Genomic DNA, 18,388 nt, shown 5'->3' with positions numbered 1-18,388 from the left:
CTTACTCGATGATTTCAATTTCCGTACGGCGGTTGATCTCGCGACCGCCGGTCTCGTCGTCGTTGGAAACGATGGGGCGTTCAGAACCGTAGCCCTTGGCCGTCACGCGATCGGCGGCAATGCCATGGGCCTCCAGGTAGGTCACTACCGATGACGCCCGTTTCAATGAAAGCGCCTTGTTGCTAGCGGCGTTACCACTGTTGTCGGTGTGTCCGTTGATCTGCACCTTCAGGTTCGGGTTGGTGATGAGCAGCTCGCGGATATTTTCCACTTCGGCCACCGACTCTGTTTTCAGGTCAGCCTTGCCAATGTCGAAGAAAATGTTTTTCAATACCACTTTCGATCCGACCTCTGCCTTCACCATGATGATGTGCGTGTCGATCTCCTGGTACTCGGCAAATTCCGGCAACGCAAAGTTGATGGAGTTGAACAGGTAGCCCGCTTTCTCCGTAGCCACCCCGTAGTTCCCACCGTGTGGAATGATCAGCTCGAATTCACCCGTCAACGGGTTGGCGTTGATCTTTGCCATCACTTTGTTGGTCGCGTTATCCACGAGCGAGATCACCGCGCCGAGGGGAGCGGCATTGCTTTCATCGATCACGCGTCCCTTCAACAACGTCACCACCTTCTGCTCCTTCTTGGCCTGGATGCTGGCGTCGATAAATTCTTCGCTTTTCGGGATTTCTGTTTTTACTTTTTCTTCGGCAGCCTTCTGCACAGCCGCCACCACTTCGGGTTTGGGCTTCACTTTATACTTGGGCTCCAGGAATGTGATGGAATAAATGTCCGCATCCCCCAAGCCGCCTTCCTTGGCCGTGGAGAAATATCCTTTTTTCTTATCCGGCGACAGCGTGAAGAAGCCGTCATATTCCCACGAGTTCAGCGGGTAGCCCATGTTCTCGGGTTTCTTCCATTTGTTGTTGACAAACTCGGTAACGAAAATGTCGCTGTTGCCCAGCCGGGGATGTCCGTCGGAGGAAAAGTACAACGTCACGCCGTCGTGGTGGATGTAGGGTGAGTCTTCGTTTTCGGGGGTGTTGATCACGGGGCCAAGGTTCACAGCCTTTCCCCATTCACCCTTGCCGTCGAGTTGGCTCACGTAAAGGTCCAGTTCGCCGATCCCACCGGGGCGGTTGCTGGCAAAGAAAAGTTTCTTTCCATCGGCCGTCACGCTGGCGCAGGTTTCCCAGAACATCGCGGTGTTGATGTTCTTGTTGAGCGGCTCGGGTTTGGACCATTGGTCACCCGTCAGCGTGGAGGTGTAGATGTCGCCTTCGCCTTCTTCGTAGTATAAGAACAAGGTCTTCCCGTCGGGTGAAAGTGATGCCGCGGCATCATTGTATTTGATGTTGATGTTGGGGCTTATCGGCTTGGGGGCGGCCCAGGTGTTGCCTTGCTTGGTGGTGAAGAAAATGTCTTCGAAATTTTGATTGGCCTTTGCCTTGGCGGGATCGTCGGTGCGGTTCGAAGTAAAGATCAGGGTGTTGCCGTCCGCGGAGATGATGGGAGAGTAATCACTGTACGGCGTGTTCACAGCGCCCAGGTTTTCGATGATCACGTTCAACTCATTTTGTGAAAGGGAGTCGGCAATGTGACACTCGGCGATCTTCTCGTCTACGATGCTCGACAAGTTGGCCTTTTTCTTTTTGAAGTTTTCAAAATGCTCGATGGCCTTCTGGAATTCGTTGGTATTCTGAAAGGCAATGCCCAGGTGATAGTCGATGTCCGGGTTCACCGCCGGGTTCAAACGGTAAGCCTTGCTGATGTAGGACGCGGCTTTCGACTTCGTTTCCGAATACAGGTAGGTGAGGCCGATCTTGAAATTGACGGCGGCATCATCGGGATTGAGATCCTGAGCCGCCAGGTACGCGGCCAGGGCATTTTTATAATCCTTCTTCCCATAATATTTATCGCCGGTAGCCACCAGGGTCTTTTGGTCCTGGGCATGCGCCACGATGCTCAGCAAAACGATCGCAAAGAGTAGAAAATATTTATCCATGATGATGGATAGTTATAGGTTAAGTAAAAATATGATCACTAAAGATAAGCCTATTCACTTCCCAACGGAAGTAGCCCATCCCAAATTAACGTCAGTTCAACTTCCTTAACCGCGCTTGCCTTTCCACCCGGGACCGCGCACAACACGGCCGGGCAAGGCGCCGGTGTGTTCTCCCTGGTGGAGCACCTGCACGCCGTTTACAAAAACGTGTTGCATGCCCGTGGCATATTCCTTGGGCGAATCGAACGTGGCGTGGTCGGCAATGGTACGCGCGTCGAAAAGGGCCAGGTCGGCATAGTAGCCCACCTTCAGGCTACCTCTCTTTTTGAGCTTCAGGTTGCTCGCCGGCAAGGCGGTGAGGCGGCGAATGGCTTCGGGCAACGAAACCACTTTTTCGTCACGAACATATTTTCCCAGGAAGCGCGCAAACGTCCCATAGGCCCGGGGATGTGTGCCCCAGTCGGCGAAGATCTTGGCTTCTGACATCGACGCGGCATCGGAGCCGAAGCTCACGTACGGCAGCGTCAGCATGCGTTTCACATTGGCTTCGGAGATCAGGAAGTACACGGCGGCGATCGTGGACTTGTCGCGCACCACCAGGTCGATCACCGTTTCGTCGGCGTCTTTTCCGTGGAGGCGGGCCACTTCGTCAAGCCGCTTGCCGCGGTAGAGCTTGTTGAGCGAGTCCAGGCGGAAGCCCAACATCATCACGTCTTTCGGTTCGGAATTTTTTGTAGGAATGCCCAGGCGCATTTCCTCCAACACCTTCTTGCGCGTTACCGGATTCTTTAACCGCTTGCGCATGGCACTCGCGCCGCCCTCCTGCACCCACGTAGGCAGGCGCGATGTGAGACCGGTGGCACTGGCAGTATAGGTGTACATGTTGGCGGTTATTTTCAAACCGGCATTCCGGGCACTGTCCAGCTTGGCGATGACCGTTTCTACTTTGCCCCAGTTTCTTTCATGGTTGATCTTCAGGTGATAGATCTCCGCTGCAATGTGCGCCTCTTTCGAGATGCGGAACGTTTCGTTCATGGCCGAAAGAATGTTGTCGCTTTCGCTGCGCATGTGTGTGATGTACATACCGCCATTTTGTGAAGCCACCTGTGCGAGGGCGATCAGCTCATCGGTGGAGGCATAGTCGGCAGGGGCGTAGATGAGCGACGACCCCAATCCCATGGCGCCGTCTTCCATCGCTTGTTGTACGAGGGCCTTCATGCGTTTCAATTCTTCCGCGGTCGGCGGACGATTGTCGTGACCCAATTCGTGGATACGGATCGACGTGGCCCCTACAAAGGAAGCCACATTCGGGGTCACCCCTTTCTTCTGAACATAATTAAAATATCCTCCGAGGGTAGTCCACAAACTATCGACCGGTTTGCTGGTAGGCTTTCGCTTCACAGGGCCGGGCGACCATCCTTCGCCAAACACTTCCAGCGTCACGCCCTGTTTGATGTCGCTCATGGAGTGGCCGTCCATCAGCAGGCTGCGATCGGCCCAGCTGAGCATGTTGATAAAACCCGGCGCAACGGCGAGACCGGTAGCATCGATTTCTTTTTTGCCCGCAGCATCACCCAGGTCGCCGATGGCGGCAATGGTGTCGGCTTGCAAGGCGATGTCGGCGGTGAAAGGTTCGGCGCCGGAGCCATCGTAGACGGTGCCGTGCCGGATAATAACGTCAAAGGTCTGCTTGGGCTTGGGCCGGCAGGCCAGCAAGATCAAAAGGGCAACACCCAACACAAAACAATACCGCATGATGAAAAAATATGAATGGCATGATAGGCACCTTTACGGAGAAAAGAAAGACGATGTAAGGTATGAGCCCAGATGGTATAAAACAGTTCGCTCTCCTGGGCGGAAGGCCGCAGGGGAGCGAACAGGGAATTGCTTTTTAGATTACTTTCTACCCCAAACCTCTACTTCAGCTTTGCGGTTGGCGGCATCTTTGGTGTCGTACCAGAATTCGATCCGGTCGATGTTGCGCTTGTTGCCCTTCAGGTCGATCACGCGGCTGTTGGAGTCTTTCGCAAAGTTGTGACGAAGTTCTACCTCTTGCTGGCCGCCATTTTCAAAATAGACGGTGCACTTGTGCATGTTCAGGGCGCCATTGTTCACGAGGATTTTGATGGCGCTGAGCGCATTGTCGCGATAGCTGACGTGGATCACGTCGCGGTCAAGTCCAAAGTTCACTTTTTTGGAGCCGAGGTTAACCCACGGATCCTGGGCAAAGGCCGTACAGATCACGGTGACGAAAAGAAACAACACGAGAGATTTTAGCATGAGACGATTCATGTGTTTTTTGGTTTAGGTTAAGGATATTGAATAGGGGGGAGAAAATTTGATGTTGACAGATTGATTCACTGGAACAGTCCCGGCGTGAAAACCATCGGCTCATCGCGAAGGATGCTTATCAAAGATATCAAAATAATTTTTGTTCGGCGAAGGATTTTGAGGTGAAAAACAACTGTCCCCATAGGTAAAAAAGTGCTGTTGCCGTTTGGGGTTGTAAACGCTCACCCAACCGGTATACGCCCGGGTTTTTCGTGAGTTTCTTAACATAGATTTAATGTCGGAACTTGGATATTTACCGCGTACAGTGGTTGGCCAGGCTGAATTGGGATGGGCAAAAAAGGACACGTCGCAAGAAGCGATATCGTTGGTATGCAGACACCCGTGCAATGAATCCTTTAAGCGATAATCGCCACCCGGGTGAACACGGGGAATCGGACACGCCGCGAACCCTGGCCCCAAAGGATGGCCAACTGCTGAATGAATTCAGGCACGGGATCGTATCCTTTTTGCTGAATGAATTTTTGGGTCGCCGACCAACTGGATAAATACCCCGACAAATGATCGAGCGTCCATTCGGTTTCGATGGCCAGTGGCGGCGAGGGGATGATCGTGAACGGAAAAGCAATCGTTTTGTATTCGTCCTCCACCAGCCGGCGGGCATTGTCCCAATAGGGCCCTACGGTGTTGTCGTAAAAATTCATAAAGGCTTCATCGATGGCGGGTTCAATGTACAGCAACCCATAGCCCCAAATGGCCAGCAACCCACCGGGTTTCATCACACGCCTTACCTCCGCATAAAATTTATCGAGATCAAACCAATGGAGCGCCTGGCCCACGGTGACGAGATCGAATTGATGATCCGGAAACGACGTGCTTTCTGCGGGACTCACCGTGTAGTGAATGTTATTGGCCGGCGAAGCCTGGTCCAGTTGTTTCTGACTGATGTCGGTGGCGTAAACCTTTTTGAATTGACGCGCCAGACGTTGGGCCACCTGTCCATTGCCTGTGGCACAGTCCCAGGCATTTTCATTTCCACGAACATGTTGAAAGATGAAATCGTACAACGCCTCGGGATACGTCGGGCGGAAGGCCGCATATTGTTTGGCCTGGGTGGAGAAGAGGTCTTTCATTTTTTTTTTAAGAGATTATACGGAAGCGGCTGGCAAAAGCTTCACCAATAGCTCCTTAAAAAATTTGGCCGCTACCATGGCCGTCATGCCGTTGATGTCGCGGGTGGGATTCAATTCCACGATGTCGGCCCCGACGACGGTAGCATCCAAACCCTGCAGGATGGCCAGTACCTGGCGTGTGGTAAAGCCGCCGGGTTCATAATGCGACACACCCGGCACAAATGCGGGATCGAGCGCATCCAAGTCCAGCGAAATATACAGCGGCCCGTCAAAGTGCAGCGCCGTGCCGTCTTTCCAATCCTTCATTTCGATGGACTCCACACCAAAGCGCCGGGCTTGTTCACGCTGATGCGGATTGTAGGTGCGGATGCCCACCTGCACCAACCGCAATGCCAGGCCCTCTTCCATGATCCGCGCAAACGGGCAGGCATGCGAAAATTTGTTTCCCTCAAAATCGTCGTACAAGTCGCCATGGGCGTCAAGGTGGAGGATGTTGAGGTTGCGATATTTTTTTGCAAACGCTTTTATAATGGGATAGGTGATCGAATGATCTCCCCCCAGACTCAGCACGTGGTGGTCTTTGCCAAGCCAATTGAAAACATTTTGTTCGATCGACGGAAAGGCTGCCGGCATGCCGGGAAGCTGCAGGTCACCCTGGTCTTTCCACGACTGGATTTGGTTGAGATCCATTCCATTTTCTGCGCAATAATTGGCGGAAGCCGAGTGATAGGCTTCACGGATCTTTTGGGGTGCCGAGGCCGCACCCGATAAAAAGGAAGAGTTGCTGTCCAAAGGAATTCCAAGTACGGAGACCATGAGATGTAGGGGTTAAGACGTTATCAAAAATAGAAGTTTTGGCCTGATATGGCGGCTCTTTACGGCCCGGAGTTGATGTCCTGTGTATGGATTTTAGAAATGATTCGTTGCTATCATAATCTTCGAATACTTTCCTTTTACATAAATTGACTTACAAAATCTTTTTTTATTTACTGAAAGCCGTAAATTGAAATACACTTTTACCCCCTTCCTATGAGCACCTTTAAACGAAGAGACTTCCTGAAGAATAGCATGATGGCCGGCATGGGCGTGTCCGTTGTAGATCCAAAATCATGGTTGGAAGACGGTCTGAAGGCAGACCCGGAAAAAATGGAAATCGCCTCTTCGGCCAACCCTAAAAAAGTGATCGTTGGGGGTGGGGGACTGGCAGGGCTTTGCACCGCCTATGAGCTCACGCGCCGGGGTCACGACGTAGTGGTCATGGAAGCCAGCGGTCGCCATGGCGGCCACGTGTTCACCGTACACGACGGTCTCTCTGATGGTCTATACGGCGACGGTGGCATGGAACATATTTGCAAACCAGGCTATGACCGTTACTGGGGATACATCCAGGAATTCGGACTCACCGCGTTGCCCTATCCCCGCCGCAAGAACCTGCTGCGCCGCATCGACGACAAGTTCTACACGGAAGAAATGCTGGCGGACCCGGTGGTGCTCAAAAAATTTGGGTTCAACGATCGCGAAGTAAAATTTCTCTCGCAAAACCCGTGGTGGGATCTGGAGTCGCTCTATGTGAAACCCTACCTCGATAAATTCAAAGACGAATATCAACCGTTTGGTGTAGGCTACGATAACATGGATAGTACACCCATGGCCGAATTATACAAGAAGGATGGCGCCTCCGCCACCGCCTTGAAGTTTTTGGGAGGCGCCGACTATTCCGTGCAATTTGAATTGTGGCGCGCGGCGATTCTCCATCTCCGCGGTGTGCCCCTGGCGCCGCCGGAAGTGTTCCGATTAAAGGGAGGCAATCAAATGCTGCCCAACGCGTTCGCGAAGCGCCTCGGCTCGAAAGTGTGGCTCAACACCCCGATCCTTTCCATCAAGCACGGCGACAGCGGCGTGACCGTTACCTACAAACAATTAAACGAACAAAAAGAAATGCAGGCCGACTACTTCGTGAACTGCATCCCACCGCCGGCATTCAAGAACATTCCCGTCACGCCAGGCTTCTCGCCGGAGAAACAATTCGTGCTCGACAACCTTGTCTACGATTCCTACCAACGCTTCGTGTTCCAGGCGTCGTCCAAATTCTGGCTGGACGACAAGCTGAGCATCAACATGGAACTCGACCTGCCCGATCTCTGGTCGGTGTGGCAATCGGCCGATGAAGTCGAAACGCATCGCGTGGTCATTCTGGGCACAGGTCCTGGAGGTGTTTCGCCGCAGCGGGCTTTGGCGGCCTTTCGCTCGGTCTATCCCGGCAAGCACGACACCATCGAATTCGCCACCAGCCGCGATTGGACCAAGGAGACCTATGCCTCCACGTGTGAACGGACACCCTTTGGCATCGGCACGCTGAAAAAATTCTGGCCCGAGGTGATGAAGCCTTTTGGTCGCATTTACTTTGCCGGCGCCTATGCCGACAACCTGAACTGGGGCACCGAGGCGGCTACACGCTCGGCCAACCGCGTGGCCCAGGAAATCGACAAAGCCTGATCGCGCGAATGAATACGTTTCGAAGAGCCTTTGTGGGCGGTGGCGTGGTTGCCTTAACGATTCTGTCGGGCGCAATGCTTTCTTCTTTCCGCGAAAGCGAACCCGCTGCCGAGAATACCGCGCCGGTAGTGCGCATGACACTCCCCGCCGCCAACGCAAAATTCCAGTGGAATGCGATGGTCAACTACACGATCCATGTCAACGACAAAGAGGACGGCAATTCGGAATATGATGAGATCGCTCCCCATGAAGTGTTGTTGCAGGTTCTATTCCTTTCCGACTCAGCACAACTCCAGGCCTACCGTTCGGAACGATCCAAGACGGAACCCGAGCCGGAAGCGCTGCTAACCATGACCACCCTCCCGTGCTTCAATTGTCATACGGCCAACGACAAATTGATCGGCCCGTCGTTCCAACAAATTGCTGCCAAGTATCCATACAGTGCAAGTATGGAAGACGCGCTGTCGAAGAAAATAATCGGCGGTTCGCTGGGCACGTGGGGAAACATTCCCATGCCGCCGCATCCCGAGGTGCAGGCTGTGCAGGCGAAAGAGATCGCGCGATGGATTTTGAAAAGCAACAAGGATGCTGATCATTTTTATTTGACGGGCATCAGCGGCGCATTCAAAACGAGGATGAAGCCGGTGAAAGATGCGGGCAAAGGCGTTTATCTTTTGCGGGCCAGCTATACCGACCACGGACTGAAGGATAATCCACAACAACGCAAACGGGGGCAGTATACCCTCATGCTGAAGAATTGAAAATAAACTTTGTTTGAAGAATTGAAATAAAAATGTCTTCGCGCGTCCCTCAGGGTTTGCGCGAAGACAGGATATGCTTTGATTATTTTTTGTAAGGATTACTTCCGTGTCAGCAAGGCCAGTTCCTTCATCTGCTCTTCGGAAATCGTCGACGGCGTGTCGATCATCACATCGCGGCCCGCGTTGTTCTTGGGGAACGCGATGAAGTCGCGGATGGAATCGGCACCACCAAAGATGGAGCACAGCCGGTCGAAGCCAAACGCGATGCCACCGTGTGGAGGTGCGCCGAATTCGAAAGCGTCCATAAGAAAACCGAATTGTTTCTTGGCCTCTTCTTCCGAAAAGCCCAGGTGGCTGAACATCATTTGTTGGGTAGGCCGGTCGTGGATCCGGATGGAACCGCCTCCAACTTCCGTGCCGTTGATCACCATGTCATAGGCATTGGCGCGCACTTTGCCGGGATCGGTGTCCAGCAACTTGATGTCTTCGGGTTTCGGCGATGTGAACGGGTGGTGCATGGCGTGGTAGCGCTTCGTTTCTTCGCTCCACTCCAGCAGCGGGAAGTCGACTACCCACAGTGCAGAGAATTTTTGTTTGTCACGCAGCCCCAGTTTGTCGCCCATCAACAAGCGCAGCTCATTCAGTTGCTTGCGGGTGGTGTAGGTCTCGCCGGCCATCAAGAGGATAAGGTCTCCGGGCTTGGCGTTGAATTTGTCAACCCACGTCTTCAGTTCTTCCGGCGTATAAAATTTATCTATCGAAGATTTGACGGTGCTATCGGTGCGGTATTGTACATACACCAAACCTTTTGCTCCGATCTGCGGGCGCTTTACAAATTCTGTCAGCTCGTCGATTTGCTTGCGCGAATATTCGGAACATCCCGTGGCATTGATGCCGACGACCAATTCGGCGCTTTCGAACACGGGGAAATTTTTGCCTTTGGTCAGTTCGGTGATCTCCACAAACTCCATGGCGAAGCGTGTGTCGGGCTTGTCGGAACCGTAGCGTTTCATGGCTTCGTCATAGTTCATGCGCGGCACCGACGGCATGTCGATCCCTTTCACATGCTTGAAGAGATGGCGCACGAGGCCCTCGAACATGTTGAGAATATCTTCTTGCGTGATGAAGGCCATCTCGCAGTCGATCTGCGTGAATTCCGGTTGACGGTCTGCGCGCAGGTCTTCGTCGCGAAAACATTTTACGATCTGATAGTAACGGTCGAAGCCGGAAACCATCAACAATTGTTTAAACGTCTGGGGCGATTGGGGCAATGCATAGAATTCGCCGTGATGCACGCGCGAAGGCACCACAAAGTCGCGCGCGCCTTCGGGCGTGGACTTGATGAGCACGGGCGTTTCCACTTCGATGAAGTTCTGTCCATCGAGGTAGGTACGGGTTTGCTGGGCCATCTTGTGGCGGAGCTGGAGGCTTTCGCGCACGGGGTTACGGCGCAAATCGAGGTAGCGGTATTTCATGCGCAGCTCGTCGCCGCCATCGGTGTCGTCTTCAATGGTGAAGGGGGGAAGTTTGGCGGCGTTGAGGATGTTGATGGCCGTCACTTTCACTTCGATCTCGCCTGTGGCGATCTTGTCGTTTTTGGAAAGGCGCTCGGTGACGACGCCCTCTACCTGTACCACAAACTCACGGCCGAGGCTGCGGCCTTTTTCCACCAGATCGGCGGCGCTTTTGCCTTCTTCAAAGATCAATTGGGTAATACCGTAGCGGTCGCGGAGGTCGATCCACAAAACACTCCCCTTGTCGCGTACGCGCTGTACCCAGCCCGCCAGGGTAACGTGTTTATTTGCGTCTGATAACCTCAATTCACCGCAAGTATGAGTCCGTAACATCTGAGTTTTAATTAATTTAGCCGCGAATTTAACAATACTTTGTGTCTGCGCCTTATATGCTAAAAATTAAAAGTGCCACCCCCATGGCCCTCTGTCTGCTGGCCCTCCTGTGCCTGGCCGCAGGGAAGCCTAAGATGAAGAAAGTGAAAGTGAACGACGCCATAACGGTTTCGGTACCCCAGGACTGGCATCCTATGGACGATATGGATTTCAACGAACGCTATCCGTCGATCCGGGCGCCCCTGGCCGCCTACACCAACGCCGAGCGGGAAGTGGATTTTAGCGTAAACATTTCCGCTACACAATGGCCCGACGCCGACCTGGCCCTGGCCCAAAAATTTTTCCGCGCCAGCATCATGAACATGTTCGACCGCGTGAACATGATCGACGAAGGCATCCACGATGTGGGTGGTAAAAAATTGATATTCTTCGAGTTCGATGCACGCCTCAACGGCAGCCGGAAACAAGAAGGGCTGCAGGACCCCGTGTTGCGCTATACCTACATTCAATACCTCGTGGAACCCCGCCAGACCCTGGCATTTTCGTTCAATTGCCCCAAGCGCCTGCAACAGGATTGGCAGGAAACGGCCCGGTCGATGATGATGAGCATCAAGATAAAATAGGTCTCGACCCGCGAAAGGAGCAGACATGCGCTTGTCATTTTGCCCAAGGCGTTTAGCTTTGTGACCCTATGGAGCTTTTTACGGACGAATACTTCATGCGCGAAGCCCTAAAAGAAGCCGACAAGGCGTTAGCGATCAATGAAGTGCCCGTGGGCGCGGTGGTGGTTTGCAAAAACCGGATCATTGCCCGGGCCCACAATCAAACCGAAAAGCTCACGGATGCCACCGCCCACGCCGAGATGTTGGCGACGACCGCGGCGGCAAACTATTTAGGTTCGAAATACCTCAGTGAATGTACCCTCTACGTCACGTTAGAACCTTGTGTGATGTGTGCCGGAGCCCTGCACTGGGTGCAGTTGCAGAAATTGGTCTACGGCGCATCCGACGTGCAACGCGGCTACAGCCTGGTGAGCACACCGCTGTTGCATCCGCGCACCACGGTGGAAAAAGGCATGAAAGCCGAGGAGTGCAAGAAACTGATCGACACGTTCTTTGCGCGTATACGCAAAGCGGGAGAACGGTGAAATAAATAATTATAAACAGCAAAACGATAAATCAATCATGGAAGTAAAAGGAAGAGTAGCACAATTGCTGCCGTTGACAACCGGGATGGGAAAAAAAGGTCCCTGGAAAAAGCAGGAATTCATCTTGGAAACCCCGGGACAATATCCCAAAAAGATCTGCTTGTCCATCTGGGGCGATAAAGTGGATCAATACAACCTTGCCGTAGGCGAACTCATTAGCGTGGCCGTGGACCTGGAAAGCCGCGAATACAACGGCCGCTGGTACACCGAGGCCCGCGCCTGGAAGATCGAGAAGACCAGCGGTGGCGGAACACCTCCTCCTCCCGACGAAGAGCCGTTCATGGCGTCGAACACGGCTACGGACGACCTGCCTTTTTAAAAAGGAAGAACAAGAACGGTGTGCTTTTGTTAGAAAAATCACCGGTGATCGATAAGATAATCGCGCCCGCATGAAATTTTCTTCAGCAGCGAATGGTTGTATATTTGATTCCCAAAAAAATATTGTTAAACCCTAAAAAATCATTCATCATGGCCTTTACCCTTCCCGCTCTTCCCTATGCGTTTAATGCATTGGAGCCGCATATCGACGCCCGTACCATGGAAATTCACCATGGCAAACACCATAACGCTTATGTCACCAACCTGAACGCTGCCGTCGCCGGCAAGCCCGAAGAGAGCCTGAGCATCGAAGAGATCTGCAAAAATATTTCCAAATACCCCGCAGCCGTTCGCAACAACGGCGGTGGTCACTATAACCACAGCCTGTTCTGGACCGTACTGGGTCCCGGTGCTGGTGGTGCGCCTACCGGTGCAGTGGCCGACGCCATCAACGGTGCCTTTGGAACGTTCGACGAGTTCAAAACCAAATTCGCTGCTGCCGGCACTGGCCGCTTCGGTTCTGGCTGGGCTTGGCTCGTAAAAGACGCCAGCGGCAAACTGCAAATCACCTCCACCCCGAACCAGGACAATCCCCTGATGGACGTTGCCGAAGTGAAAGGCACCCCTGTCCTTGGCTTGGATGTATGGGAACACGCTTACTACCTGAACTATCAAAACCGCAGACCCGACTACATCACCGCTTTCTGGAACGTGGTGAACTGGAGCGAAGTGGCAAAACGCCTCGCTGCTGCGAAATAATTTTGATCATTGATAAAAAAAGAAGGCCGCCTCGAAAAAGGGCGGCCTTTTTTTATGATTGCCGCTGAGGCATTAATCCAATGGATACCCCAACCGTTGCAATACCAGAACTCAGCCTGTCTGCTTATTTATGCGGAACTACATACATCACCCCCGCACGCATCGCGAAGTCACCCTTAAAATAAAAATCAGCCATCGCTTCAAACCGCCAGCGATCGCTAAGGACCTGGTTCCACCCAGCGCCCAGCGCTATATCATTTTCACCGATGAGACCACGAACACGCGTAAAGAAATTATCCATTGGATACCAGCGCCCACCCAACACAAAGCTCACACCATCGCTCGTCCAAACGTCGAAGCCCGCCGACGCGGTGATGCTGCGGGTAAAAAAATAGTGGCCTTCGGCAGAGAACTGTGCCTTCTTGAGGATGCCCTCATAGTCGGTCTTGGCCAGATCCAGGGCCGTGCCAAACATGAAGTCCTTGGCGTCTTGAGCGTGACAGAAAATCGTACAGCACAACAGCATGAGAAAAAGAAACGATCGTAAAAACATACACCTGCATTAACGCACAAATATAACGTTAATGCAGGTGTGTAGTTGATGAACGGACAATGACCGGATAGCAAACCCGGTCAATTCCATTTATTCGTAGCTCAGGCGAAGTCCTCCACCCCAATCCAGATCGGACTGGCTATCGGAAAGGCTTGACCAATCCGATGGGTTTGACTTGGCAGGCTGATCCATATTCTTCGCCGGGTTTGCATTGACTGGACGACCGGAAGAATGACTGCTTGGCTTTCCCGAATGACGACCAGGGCTGGCGTTGCCATTCCCGGAGCGACCGCCGTTGTTTTTATTTTCGGAACGACCGCCTTGATTTCTATTGTCGGGGCGACCACCGGTGTGGCGGCCATTCTCCGGACGACCTGCGTTGCCTTTGTTTTCAGGACGCGGTGTCCGTGGGGTGTCCGTCGCGGGGTTCAGATCGGGAAGGTCCGTTGACCGGCCCTGGCGACCTCCATCCCGGGCGTTGCCCGGACGCGCCTGGTGACCTTGATTACCCGGACGGCGTGAACGATTGCCTCCACCCGGACCTTGACGGCGTTGTTGATTGCCCTGGTTACCCTGACGTTGTGCCGGAGCAGCGTTCGTCTTGGGCATGCCGGCATGCAGCAAGGGATAGGGATGATCCTCTACCACCGGTATGGTCTTCTTGATGAGCTTGTGAATGTCGCTAAGATATTCCTTCTCTTCTTCGTCGCAGAACGAATACGAAACACCACTCGCACCGGCACGTCCCGTGCGGCCTATGCGGTGAACATAGGTTTCGGGAACGTTGGGCAACTCGTAGTTGATCACGGTCGACAGGTCGTCCACGTCAATGCCGCGGGCGGCGATGTCGGTGGCCACGAGTACGCGCGTGTGCTGCGACTTAAAGTTGCTGAGCGCGCGTTGGCGTGCGCCCTGCGATTTGTTTCCGTGTATGGCTTCTGCCCGGACGCCGGCTTGATTCAGATCTTTGGCCACGCGGTCGGCACCGTGTTTGGTGCGCGCGAACACGAGGGCCGTGGCAATGGTCTGGTCTTTTAAGAGGTGAAGCAACAATTTCTTTTTGTCGCGCTTCTCCACAAAGAACACCGATTGCTGAATGGTATTGGCCGTAGACGATACCGGTGTCACCTCCACGCGCTGCGGGTTGGTGAGGATGGTGTCGGCCAGCTTGGCGATTTCGGGGGGCATGGTGGCCGAGAAGAACAGCGTTTGGCGTTGGGTGGGGACCTTGGCGATCACTTTCTTCACGTCGTGGATAAAGCCCATGTCCAGCATGCGGTCGGCTTCATCCAAAACCAGCACCTTCAGGTTTTGGAGTTTCACAAAGCGCTGGTCCATGAGGTCCAGCAACCTGCCGGGGGTAGCCACCAGGATCTCCACACCGGCGCGCAAGGCGTCGGTTTGGGAACGTTGGGGCACGCCACCGAAGATGACCGTGTGGCGGATGCGCAGGTATTTGCCATAGGCGGCGATGCTTTCGCCGATCTGGATGGCCAGCTCGCGCGTAGGCGTAAGGATCAATGCTTTAATGCCGGCGGGGCCTTTTACGAAGAGCTCGTCCTGGTGAAGCAATTGAAGAATAGGGAGCGTGAACGCTGCGGTTTTGCCGGTGCCGGTTTGGGCGCAGGCAAGCAGATCGCGTCGTTCCAGGGAGATGGGTATCGATTGCTCCTGAATAGGAGTGGGTGTCGTATAGCCTTCTGCTTTCAAAGCCCTCAAAAGGGGCTCAATGAGATTTAATTTTTCAAATGACATGATTGGATTTTAGTGCTGCGGAGGACTTGAAAGCGTTGTTTAAATGAATGCCTCCTGAAAAATGTGGCGTGAAAAACGCCTTTTTTATGTGATTTAATCGGAATGATGTGCAAAGGTACGAAAATAAACCGAGAGAACCGCGCCCGTACGGCCGCCCGACCACTTCCGGGGCATTCCAACCGCCCGACACATCCTTCGCGCCTATGAAACCTGTTTTTCTCTAAATTGATTCCCCGACACCTAAAACACCTAACCAACCCTTTCCATGAGATCTTTCATCCTTCTCCTTTGCATCCTGGCAACGAGTGCAGTCGCTGCCCAGGAGCGTCCGGTGGGCATCTTCCAGGACTACACCGACGTGGGCAATCCCAAGCTGGCCGGATCGACCCAATACGACGAGGCCACCCAGACCTACACGCTGAAAGGCGCGGGCTACAACATCTGGTTTGCCCGCGATGAATTTCAATACGCCTACAAAAAATTGAAAGGCGACTTCATCCTCACCGCCAACTTCGAGTTTGTGGGCAACGGCACCGACGCCCACCGCAAGATCGGCTGGATGGTCCGCGAATCGAAAGACGACAACGCCGCCCACGTCACGGCCACCAACCACGGTGATGGCCTCACCGTGTTGCAATGGCGTTTGCTGAAGGGCGCCTTTATGCGGGATCCGGAAGATGAAATATTTACGACCAAGAAAAACTACAACATCATTCAACTCGAGCGCGCCGGTAAAAAGCTCACCATGCGGGCAGCGCACCGCGGCGAGCCCCTGCAAGTGATCGGCTCCGTGACGATGGAGAGCATGAAGGACGAAGTGCTCGCCGGCTTATTTATCTCGTCGCACAATCCGGATGTGGTGGAGGAAGCCCGGGTATGGAATGTCCGCATCGATCAGCCTGTACCCGAAACCTACAACCCCGGCAAGGAAGGATGGATCGGCTGCCGCATGGAAGTGATGAACGTGTGGGACGGCAAGCGCAAAGTGATCCGCGAATCCACCGGCCGTTTTGAAGCACCCAACTGGATGCCTGGGGGCCAACACCTTTTGTTCAACGAGAACGGTTCGCTCTACAAAATGCCCATTACCGGGGGCACACCCGAAAAGATCAACACCGAATCCATCAACCACAACAACAACGACCACGTGATCTCTTTCGATGGGAAAATGATCGCGCTCAGTTCTCACCGCGAGGGATTGCCGGGTGGAGGCTCAACGGTATATGTCGTGCCCATTGGTGGCGGCACACCGAAACAAGTGACGGAGAAAACGCCTTCTTACCTGCACGGCTGGGCGCCGAATGGAAAAGAGCTCGTCTTCGTAGGCCAGCGCGATGGCAAAGTATACGACATCTACAAGATCTCGGTGAACGGCGGCGAAGAGATCAAACTCACCAACAACGTGGGCACGCACATGGATGGCCCCGAATATTCGCCCGACGGAAAATACATCTATTACAACGGCAATCAATCGGGCACCATGCAACTCTGGCGCATGAAACCCGATGGCTCGGCCAAAGAACAACTCACCTTCGACGAATACAACAACTGGTTCCCCCACATTTCGCCCGATGGAAAATGGATCGCTTTCATTTCTTTTCCCCCGGACATTCCCGTAAACGATCACCCGTCCTACAAGCGCGTGATGCTGCGGCTGATGGGCGTGTCGGGCGGTGCGCCGCGCGTGATCGCCTATTTGTATGGCGGTCAGGGAACGATCAATGTGCCGTCGTGGTCGCCGGATAGTAATTCGATTGCGTTCGTTAGTAATTCGGGAAAATAAAAGGTCGTTGCTTTTCCTTTGAAACAGTGGAGATTGTAGAGAACGGTAGATGATCGAAATAAAGAACGCAGACGTAGTGCGGTCGGGCTTGCGCCTGTTCCGGGATTTTAATTGGCAGATCAACGATGGCGAGCACTGGGTGATCACCGGCCCCAACGGCAGCGGCAAAACCGTGTTGTTGGAAATGCTGGCGGGTATGACCCATTTGCCAAAAGGAGAGATCCACTGCGATTTTATTTCCGGAAATTCTTGGGACGAACGCCATGCGGAACGCAAGCGCAAGATCCACTACATTCCCACGCATGCGCTACAGGCCTTTCTCAACAACAATCCCAACCTGTTCTACCAGCAGCGCTACTACACCATGGCTCCCGATGACGTCGTCACCGTGCGCCAGATCCTGGGAGAAGGTGTAGAGGCGTTGTCGTCGTTGTCCATGCCGGCGAACCTGTCGATCCTGCACTTGCTGGACGTGGATGTTACGCGGCTGTCGAACGGGCAGTTGAAAAAAGTTTTGTTTCATAAAAGTCTTATTCGCGAGATCCCACGCGTGTTGCTGCTGGACTATCCGTTTGAAGGGCTGGACCCGGGAAGCCGCAAAGACCTTTGTGAGTTGATCGACTTTATGGCGAACACCTATGGCATCCAAATGATCATGGTGGATCACTATCACCGTCTTCCCTCCGTGATGAACCGCAGGCTGGTGTTGGAGCATTTTTCCATCCGGAAAAAGGAAACGATCGCGGCGCTACCTTTTGATGATCTTCATCCCAGACCAAGTGTGGCCCGCGAAACCGTCGCGGAAGGAGAGCCGGTCATTGTCATCACCGACCTGAGGATTCAGTACGGGCAGAAAGTTATCCTGGAACATTTCAACTGGCGGGTGAACAAGGGTGAGCGTTGGGCGCTGGTGGGACGCAATGGCGCGGGCAAGACCACGTTGTTCAGCATGATCTTTGCCGACCATCCGATGGCCTACACGCAAGAGATCTTTTTGTTTGGTAAACGCCGGGGCACGGGCGAGTCGATCTGGGATATCAAGCGACGCATCGCCTACCTGGGGCCGGAATTGATCAACTACCTCGCACCAAAGACCATTGCCGCGACGGGGCGCGACTACATCCAGAACATTCACCGGAAAGCCGAAGCACAAGCCCTGAACGCGTTGATCGATTATTTTCAGGCCGCTTCTTTTATCGACAACCCCGTGCGGTTCCTGTCGTCGGGCCAGTTGCAAATGCTTCTAATGATCAGCACCTTTCTCACCGAAAAAGAATTGATCCTCCTGGACGAGCCCTTTCAGTTCCTGGACCTCGACCAACGCGCGCGGGTCACAGCCTATTTGCAGGCACACCTGCACCCAGAGACCACCCTGATCCTGATCACCCACGACGAACAAGACATTGCCGACTGGACATCGCACACCTTGCGGCTTTGATTTTTTTGCGGCGATGGAAATCGGCACTTCTTTTGCGAACCTTCTGGTTC

General features: G+C 53.6%; 16 protein-coding genes. 8 read left to right on the top strand and 8 right to left on the bottom strand.

The genetic code is table 11. The features are described from left to right. Window position 1: 1 nt before the first annotated feature. From D4L85_RS33630 to speB, 5 genes are all read right to left on the bottom strand, one after another. Window positions 2-1,999 (bottom strand): OmpA family protein, encoded by a 1,998-nt coding sequence (locus D4L85_RS33630; protein ID WP_228450717.1) that lies wholly within the window; start codon window positions 1,997-1,999, stop codon window positions 2-4. Between the two features lie 105 nt (window positions 2,000-2,104). Further along, window positions 2,105-3,754, bottom strand: a complete 1,650-nt coding sequence (locus tag D4L85_RS33625; protein WP_119758476.1) for an N-acyl-D-amino-acid deacylase family protein — start codon at window positions 3,752-3,754, stop codon at window positions 2,105-2,107. A 141-nt stretch (window positions 3,755-3,895) separates the two neighbouring features. After that, entirely contained in the window at window positions 3,896-4,279 is a 384-nt protein-coding gene (locus tag D4L85_RS33620; protein ID WP_160144185.1) for a DUF2541 family protein, read from the bottom strand. A gap of 407 nt (window positions 4,280-4,686) precedes the next feature. Beyond that, on the bottom strand, window positions 4,687-5,421 hold the full coding sequence (locus D4L85_RS33615; protein ID WP_119758474.1) for a class I SAM-dependent methyltransferase: 735 nt from the start codon (window positions 5,419-5,421) through the stop codon (window positions 4,687-4,689). Window positions 5,422-5,436: 15 nt separating this feature from the next. Next, window positions 5,437-6,237 (bottom strand): agmatinase, encoded by an 801-nt coding sequence (gene speB, locus D4L85_RS33610; protein WP_119758473.1) that lies wholly within the window; start codon window positions 6,235-6,237, stop codon window positions 5,437-5,439. Between the two features lie 213 nt (window positions 6,238-6,450). Between speB and D4L85_RS33605 the strand changes: the two genes are divergently transcribed. Both D4L85_RS33605 and D4L85_RS33600 read left to right on the top strand, forming a co-directional pair. Beyond that, a complete protein-coding gene (locus tag D4L85_RS33605) occupies window positions 6,451-7,917 on the top strand; it encodes a flavin monoamine oxidase family protein (RefSeq protein WP_119758472.1) in 1,467 nt (488 codons plus the stop codon). A gap of 8 nt (window positions 7,918-7,925) precedes the next feature. After that, window positions 7,926-8,678 carry a c-type cytochrome gene (locus D4L85_RS33600; RefSeq protein WP_160144184.1) on the top strand — a complete coding sequence of 251 codons (753 nt, stop codon included), beginning with the start codon at window positions 7,926-7,928 and terminating at the stop codon, window positions 8,676-8,678. Window positions 8,679-8,776: 98 nt separating this feature from the next. Here the strand turns inward: D4L85_RS33600 and aspS are convergent, their stop codons facing one another. After that, entirely contained in the window at window positions 8,777-10,525 is a 1,749-nt protein-coding gene (aspS, locus tag D4L85_RS33595) for an aspartate--tRNA ligase (protein ID WP_119758470.1), read from the bottom strand. A gap of 83 nt (window positions 10,526-10,608) precedes the next feature. Here aspS and D4L85_RS33590 point away from each other — a divergent pair, with 83 nt between their 5' ends. The 4 genes from D4L85_RS33590 (at window position 10,609) to D4L85_RS33575 (ending at window position 12,809) form a co-directional block, all read left to right on the top strand. After that, the gene (locus D4L85_RS33590) at window positions 10,609-11,148 is read left to right on the top strand and encodes a hypothetical protein (protein WP_160144183.1); all 540 of its coding nucleotides are present in this window, start codon (window positions 10,609-10,611) and stop codon (window positions 11,146-11,148) included. Between the two features lie 68 nt (window positions 11,149-11,216). Next, window positions 11,217-11,672: a nucleoside deaminase gene (locus D4L85_RS33585; protein WP_119758468.1), complete on the top strand. Its 456-nt coding sequence runs from the start codon at window positions 11,217-11,219 to the stop codon at window positions 11,670-11,672. A 37-nt stretch (window positions 11,673-11,709) separates the two neighbouring features. Beyond that, window positions 11,710-12,051, top strand: a complete 342-nt coding sequence (locus tag D4L85_RS33580) for a DUF3127 domain-containing protein (protein ID WP_073135777.1) — start codon at window positions 11,710-11,712, stop codon at window positions 12,049-12,051. Window positions 12,052-12,200: 149 nt separating this feature from the next. Next, complete coding sequence (locus tag D4L85_RS33575; RefSeq protein ID WP_119759046.1) at window positions 12,201-12,809, top strand: superoxide dismutase; 609 nt, start codon at window positions 12,201-12,203, stop codon at window positions 12,807-12,809. Window positions 12,810-12,933: 124 nt separating this feature from the next. Here D4L85_RS33575 and D4L85_RS33570 read toward each other — a convergent pair whose 3' ends face one another. Beyond that, window positions 12,934-13,362: a hypothetical protein gene (locus D4L85_RS33570; protein WP_160144182.1), complete on the bottom strand. Its 429-nt coding sequence runs from the start codon at window positions 13,360-13,362 to the stop codon at window positions 12,934-12,936. A gap of 90 nt (window positions 13,363-13,452) precedes the next feature. Next, complete coding sequence (locus D4L85_RS33565) at window positions 13,453-15,117, bottom strand: DEAD/DEAH box helicase (RefSeq protein WP_119758466.1); 1,665 nt, start codon at window positions 15,115-15,117, stop codon at window positions 13,453-13,455. A gap of 265 nt (window positions 15,118-15,382) precedes the next feature. Here D4L85_RS33565 and D4L85_RS33560 point away from each other — a divergent pair, with 265 nt between their 5' ends. Both D4L85_RS33560 and D4L85_RS33555 read left to right on the top strand, forming a co-directional pair. After that, window positions 15,383-16,900: a TolB family protein gene (locus D4L85_RS33560; protein WP_119758465.1), complete on the top strand. Its 1,518-nt coding sequence runs from the start codon at window positions 15,383-15,385 to the stop codon at window positions 16,898-16,900. Window positions 16,901-16,949: 49 nt separating this feature from the next. Continuing rightward, complete coding sequence (locus D4L85_RS33555; protein WP_119758464.1) at window positions 16,950-18,338, top strand: ATP-binding cassette domain-containing protein; 1,389 nt, start codon at window positions 16,950-16,952, stop codon at window positions 18,336-18,338. Window positions 18,339-18,388 lie beyond the last annotated feature (50 nt).

The sequence above is a fragment of the Chryseolinea soli genome (assembly GCF_003589925.1).
Classification (GTDB): domain Bacteria; phylum Bacteroidota; class Bacteroidia; order Cytophagales; family Cyclobacteriaceae; genus Chryseolinea; species Chryseolinea soli.
Note: the sequence above shows the minus strand (reverse complement) of the source record. Positions and strands in the feature narration are given on the sequence as shown.

What these genes read in the sequence shown, in the direction of transcription:
- D4L85_RS33555 (WP_119758464.1), top strand. Translation starts at nt 16,950, where the DNA reads ATGATCGAAATAAAGAACGCAGACGTAGTGCGGTCGGGCTTGCGCCTG.
- D4L85_RS33620 (WP_160144185.1), bottom strand. Translation starts at nt 4,279, where the DNA reads ATGCTAAAATCTCTCGTGTTGTTTCTTTTCGTCACCGTGATCTGTACG.
- D4L85_RS33625 (WP_119758476.1), bottom strand. Translation starts at nt 3,754, where the DNA reads ATGCGGTATTGTTTTGTGTTGGGTGTTGCCCTTTTGATCTTGCTGGCC.
- D4L85_RS33560 (WP_119758465.1), top strand. Translation starts at nt 15,383, where the DNA reads ATGAGATCTTTCATCCTTCTCCTTTGCATCCTGGCAACGAGTGCAGTC.
- D4L85_RS33630 (WP_228450717.1), bottom strand. Translation starts at nt 1,999, where the DNA reads ATGGATAAATATTTTCTACTCTTTGCGATCGTTTTGCTGAGCATCGTG.
- D4L85_RS33585 (WP_119758468.1), top strand. Translation starts at nt 11,217, where the DNA reads ATGGAGCTTTTTACGGACGAATACTTCATGCGCGAAGCCCTAAAAGAA.
- D4L85_RS33615 (WP_119758474.1), bottom strand. Translation starts at nt 5,421, where the DNA reads ATGAAAGACCTCTTCTCCACCCAGGCCAAACAATATGCGGCCTTCCGC.
- D4L85_RS33590 (WP_160144183.1), top strand. Translation starts at nt 10,609, where the DNA reads ATGGCCCTCTGTCTGCTGGCCCTCCTGTGCCTGGCCGCAGGGAAGCCT.
- D4L85_RS33600 (WP_160144184.1), top strand. Translation starts at nt 7,926, where the DNA reads ATGAATACGTTTCGAAGAGCCTTTGTGGGCGGTGGCGTGGTTGCCTTA.
- D4L85_RS33580 (WP_073135777.1), top strand. Translation starts at nt 11,710, where the DNA reads ATGGAAGTAAAAGGAAGAGTAGCACAATTGCTGCCGTTGACAACCGGG.
- D4L85_RS33570 (WP_160144182.1), bottom strand. Translation starts at nt 13,362, where the DNA reads ATGTTTTTACGATCGTTTCTTTTTCTCATGCTGTTGTGCTGTACGATT.
- aspS (WP_119758470.1), bottom strand. Translation starts at nt 10,525, where the DNA reads ATGTTACGGACTCATACTTGCGGTGAATTGAGGTTATCAGACGCAAAT.
- D4L85_RS33575 (WP_119759046.1), top strand. Translation starts at nt 12,201, where the DNA reads ATGGCCTTTACCCTTCCCGCTCTTCCCTATGCGTTTAATGCATTGGAG.
- D4L85_RS33605 (WP_119758472.1), top strand. Translation starts at nt 6,451, where the DNA reads ATGAGCACCTTTAAACGAAGAGACTTCCTGAAGAATAGCATGATGGCC.
- D4L85_RS33565 (WP_119758466.1), bottom strand. Translation starts at nt 15,117, where the DNA reads ATGTCATTTGAAAAATTAAATCTCATTGAGCCCCTTTTGAGGGCTTTG.
- speB (WP_119758473.1), bottom strand. Translation starts at nt 6,237, where the DNA reads ATGGTCTCCGTACTTGGAATTCCTTTGGACAGCAACTCTTCCTTTTTA.